Genomic DNA, 5021 nt, shown 5'->3' on the forward strand with positions numbered 1-5021 from the left:
GCCGTGGGCTGCAATGCTTTTCAGGTCGGCCTGAATGCCTGCGCCGCCGGACGGATCCGAGCCGGCGATGGCAAGGACCCGGGGAACTGCGCGGGAGGTGGGGGTGGGCGGAGCCACGGTTTCCAGAAGCGGAGTAGCGGCGGCCGTTGGTGCAGGCAGGAGCGATGCTGACAGTGTTGATGACAAAGGAGACATCCCTTCGCCGGTGCTAACCGGACAGGTTCAACGGGTTTGGATCTCAGCCGGCCCGTGCGCGGCACCCCGTGTCAGTCCCCCAGCCTAGCGGTTCGTTCCGGATATGGCGCCGAATTTGACGTTTGCGACAGGCCGGCAGCGAAAAGGGTCCGGCCCCGCAAGCGCGGTGCCGGACCCTTCCTCTGGATTCAGAAGTCAGTCATCCCAGACCTTGATCAGCTCAGAGTTCCGAGGCGGGTACCCCAACCCCCAGAATAATCGGTTCGCTGGCTGGCTGCGGAGCCGCCTTGGCCGCGCGGCCGTCACCCGTCTCCGGTGCCTTGGCCTCGTGCGAGTGCCCGGCGGCGGATGCGGGAGCAACCTCGTGGTGCTCCACGGATGTTTCGTTGGCTGCGCCCTGGGGACGGCTGGCGCTGCGGTTGCGTCGCGGACGGCGCCCCCGGGACAGCGCGGTGGAGCTTTCGGCCAGCTGGCCCGCAGCAGGCTGGCTCTCCGACTGCCGGCTTTCCCGCTGCTCGCTTTCCCGCTGGGCCGGCGCCTCTTCCCTGGGCTCCTCCTTCTCGGCGGGCGCAACCGGGCTGCCGAGGTGCGCGAAGGCCTCCTCCAGGCGGTCCAGCGTCAGGGCCGGCGCTTCCTTCGGCGGCTCATCGCTGTGATCGACAAACGGAAGAATCACCTTCTCGCCGCCAAAAGTCAGCACTGCCCCTGGCCGGCCGGAGATGCTCTCCGTTTCAGGAGCGCGGTGCACCACAGGGCTTTCCGGTGCGGCAGCCGCTGGCGCGGCCGGACGCGGTGCTTCCGCTGACGCGGCGGCGGTCTGCGCGGCCTCCTCGTGCAGGTGCGCGGCGTGCGCCGCTGCCGCGATGTTGGCGAGGGCGGCGCGGGTGGCTTCAGCCTTGGCGTGGCGTTCTGCTTCCGAGGGGTCGGGGTGGTGCAGCGCGGCAGGGGCGGCCGGAGCGCCCTCTGGCTGCTGTCCGCCCTTGCCACGGCGGCGCTTCCGCTCCGGACGGGCAGGGGGCTGCACCTCCGCACGGTGGACATGGTGCTCTGCGGCCACGGTGTTGGCGCGGCGGTGCTCCACCGGCTCGTCATGCGTGACCACACCCCGGCCTGCACACACCTCGCACTGCTCGCCGAAGACCTCCAGGAGGCCGGTACCCATGCGCTTGCGGGTCATCTGCACCAGACCCAGCGAGGTGACCTCGGCGACCTGGTGCTTGGTGCGGTCGCGGCCCAGGCACTCCACCAGGCGGCGCAGGACCAGGTCGCGGTTGGACTCCAGCACCATGTCGATGAAGTCGATGACGATGATGCCGCCGATGTCGCGCAGCCGCAGCTGGCGGACCACTTCCTCGGCAGCCTCGAGGTTGTTCTTGGTGACGGTCTCTTCGAGGTTGCCGCCGCTGCCGGTGAACTTGCCGGTGTTAACGTCAACCACAGTCATGGCCTCGGTCCGGTCAATGACCAGGGAGCCGCCGGACGGCAGGAACACCTTGCGGTCCAGGGCCTTGTGGATCTGCTCGTCAATGCGCCACGCGGAGAAAATGTCCTCGTCCTTGGTCCACTTTTCGAGCCGGCCCACCAGGTCCGGTGCGACGTAGGTGACGTACGCCTCGATGGTGTCCCATGCTTCGTCGCCGGACACGATCAGCTTGGAGAAGTCCTCGTTGAAGACGTCGCGCACAACCTTGATGGTCAGGTCCGGTTCGCCGTAGAGCAGTTCGGGGGCGAGGACCTTGGTGGACTTGGCCTGGCTTTCAATCCCCTCCCACTGGGCACGGAGGCGGTTGATGTCGTGGGTCAGTTCCTCCTCGGAGGCGCCTTCGGCGGCGGTGCGGACAATGACGCCCGCGTCCTCGGGGAGGCGGTCCTTGAGGATGCGCTTGAGCCGGTTGCGTTCGACGTCGGGCAGCTTACGGGAGATGCCGGTCATGGACCCGCCGGGAACGTATACAAGGTACCGGCCGGGCAGGGAGATCTGGCTGGTCAGCCGCGCGCCCTTGTGGCCCACGGGGTCCTTGGTGACCTGGACCAGGACGGAGTCGCCCGACTTCAGGGCATTTTCGATCCGGCGCTGCTTGCCCTCGAGGGTGGCTGCATCCCAGTTGACCTCACCGGCGTACAGCACGGCGTTGCGCCCGCGTCCGATGTCCACGAAGGCGGCCTCCATGGACGGCAGAACGTTCTGCACCTTGCCCAGGTACACATTGCCGATCAGGGAGTCCTGCTGCGTCTTGGAGACGAAATGCTCGGCCAGGACGCCGTCCTCCAGGACGCCGATCTGGATTCTGTCGTCGCGCTGGCGGACGATCATCTGGCGGTCCACGGATTCCCGGCGGGCCAGGAACTCGGCCTCGGTGATGACCGTGCGGCGGCGTCCGGTATCGCGGGATTCCCGGCGGCGCTGCTTCTTGGCTTCGAGGCGCGTGGATCCCTTGACGCTGGTGACGCGGTTGCTTGCCGGCGCCTCGCTGATGGCCCGGGGGGCGCGGACGCGGGTGACCGTGTTGGGCGGATCGTCTTCTCCCCCGCCGGTCAGTTCCAGATCCTGGTCGCCGCGGCGGCGGCGGCGGCGACGGCGGGACGTCACGCCGTCTTCGGGCTGGGCGCCCTCATCTTCGCCGGCTTCGTCGGAAACTTCTGCTCCCTCGTCGCCGTCGGTGATTTCACGGTCGGACCGGCTGCGGCCGCGGCGGCCGCGGCTGCGCCGCCGGCGCCGGCCACCCTCGTCCTCCAACTCGTCCTCGCCCTCCCCGGCGGCCGCGTCTTCCTTGGCGGCGGGGCGGATGACTGTATTCAGGTCGGGGGCCTGGAAGATGATCGATGTAACGGAGGCGGGCTCCAGGAAAAGCGAAGCCAGAGGCGACTGCGCGGCAGCCTCTTCTTCGGCTTCCTCCTCGGCAGCCGCTTCCTGGACGGCAGCAGTTTCCTGGACAGCAGCGGTTTCCTGAGCAGCACCGGCTTCCTGCGCAGCAGCGGATTCGGGAGTGGCCGCTGCTGCCGGGGTTTCCGGGGCAGCCGGGGTTTCCGGGGCAGCCTGGGTTTCCGGAGCAGCCTGGGTTTCCTCAGCGGCTGCTACGGCAGTGCCTGCAGCGGAGGCTCCGGTGGATTCCGCGGGGCTTTCGGCGGGCTCAGTGGCTTTGGGTTTCGTTGTCCGACGGCGGCGGACGGGCTTGGATTCGGCGGCCGGCTCCTCAGCAGCGGCCTCGTCTGCCGGCCCCGTGACTGCCGGCTCAGTGGCGGCTACCTGCGCGCCGGCAGCCTGTGCGTCAACTTCGGCCCCGGCACCTTCCGCGAACGCGGGCAGCGGTTCCTCGGCAACCTTCTTCCGTGCGCGGCTCCGGCGGACCGGGGCCTTGGCCGGTGCTTCTCCGGCCTCCGCGGCGACTTCGGCTACAGGAGTTTCAGACGCTGCGGTGTCTGGCTGTACGGTCTCAGACGCTGCAGGTACCGGAGCAGCGGTTTCCGACGCCGCGGTCTCGGCGTCCGCTGCTGTGGCCTTGGGTGCAGCCTTGCGTCGGGTCCTGGTGACCTTCTTGGGAGCCTCGGCGGCGGCCTCATCGGCGGCAGCCAGTTCGACATTCTCGGCTATGACCTGGTCATTATCCATATGTGGCAACACTCCTGCCCCTGACATGCCGCCACATTCGGCACCCATTGGGGCACATATTGTCAAAACCCGCAGGCATTGACAGAAGTCAATTGGATACCAGCAGGCTCGCACCGGCAGTGGGGTGCGGCAGGCCTGACAGGCCGGCGGGCTTGTTACTGGAACCCGTTGTTTCTGACAACCACAACCAGGTGCCGTCCAATGGAAGGCGGGAGGCTGGATCTTCTTTTCAAGCCTGCACCGCTGCTCATTGGCGGTCTTGGGAACAAGCCACCGGACTGGAGTTCGAATGTGGTTCGCTCTCCAGCCACGTTTATTCTCTCATATTGCTGTTCAGATACGCTGTAATTGTGTGACGGGGGCGGTCAATGCGCCCGTGAGCACCGGGTACAGACTGCCTCAAGCTGGCGGCGATACAATCTGGGCAGGAGCACCCCCAGACAAAAGGACGCTATCCCATGCCACGCACTTCGCCTTCCACGGGCACGGACTACGAACAGGACCACCTGGACGGTGCCGGGCCGGCCGCTGTTCCGGCCGGCGCCGCGGTGCCGGCCATGACCCGCGACCGCCCGTTCGGCTGGCTGCTGGTCATCACCGGCGTCGTTGGCTGGCTCGCCTCCGGAACACTGGTGCTGGAGAAACTCGAGGTCCTCAAGGATCCCAACCACACCACCGTCTGCGATGTGAACCCCTGGATTTCCTGCGGCCAGGTCATGCAGACGTGGCAAAGTTCGGTGTTTGGCTTCCCCAACATGTTCATCGGCATCGTGGCCTTCGCCATCACGATCACCGCAGGAATGGCTTTGCTGGCGGGCGCGCGGTTCGCCCGCTGGTACTGGATCGGGCTGCAGATCGGCGTCACGCTTGGATTCATCTTTGTGGTCTGGCTGTGGTCCCAGGCGCTGTACGAAATCCGCATCCTGTGTCCGTTCTGCATGATTGTGTGGGCGGCGATGATCCCGCTCTTCGTCTGGGTGACAGTACGCAACGTCGTCCACGGCGTCATCCCCGTCCCGTCAGGCGTTGCCCGGATCGTGGGCGACTCCGGGTGGATCATCACGGCGCTGCTCTACGTGGCCGTTATCGCGACGATTTTCTTCGCCTTCATCCAGGTGTTCGTCGGCACCTCGGGTTTCTAGGCCAACAAAGAGCGCGAACGTACAGTTGTGGGGGGGGGGGGGTCGGGGGTGGGGGGCGGCCACAGGGGGAGTTA

Annotated in this window: 2 protein-coding genes, 1 pseudogene and 1 riboswitch; of the genes and pseudogenes, 1 reads left to right on the forward strand and 2 read right to left on the reverse strand. The window is 67.0% G+C overall.

From position 1 onward, the window contains the following. Together ACFTR6_RS21945 and ACFTR6_RS21950 are read right to left on the reverse strand one after the other, a co-directional pair. Positions 1 to 195, reverse strand: a pseudogene (locus tag ACFTR6_RS21945) (bifunctional hydroxymethylpyrimidine kinase/phosphomethylpyrimidine kinase); the annotation flags it as partial. Beyond that, positions 178 to 274: riboswitch (TPP riboswitch) on the reverse strand. Its footprint overlaps the pseudogene before it by 18 nt. 141 nt (positions 275 to 415) lie before the next feature. Beyond that, entirely contained in the window at positions 416 to 3805 is a 3390-nt protein-coding gene (locus ACFTR6_RS21950; RefSeq protein WP_377959469.1) for an Rne/Rng family ribonuclease, read from the reverse strand. Between the two features lie 458 nt (positions 3806 to 4263). Here ACFTR6_RS21950 and ACFTR6_RS21955 point away from each other — a divergent pair, with 458 nt between their 5' ends. Continuing rightward, a complete protein-coding gene (locus tag ACFTR6_RS21955) occupies positions 4264 to 4947 on the forward strand; it encodes a vitamin K epoxide reductase family protein (protein WP_377959470.1) in 684 nt (227 codons plus the stop codon). Positions 4948 to 5021: the final 74 nt, after the last annotated feature.

Origin of the sequence: Arthrobacter sp. NPDC057009, from assembly GCF_042673905.1 — a bacterium.
Taxonomy (GTDB): Bacteria; Actinomycetota; Actinomycetes; order Actinomycetales; family Micrococcaceae; genus Arthrobacter.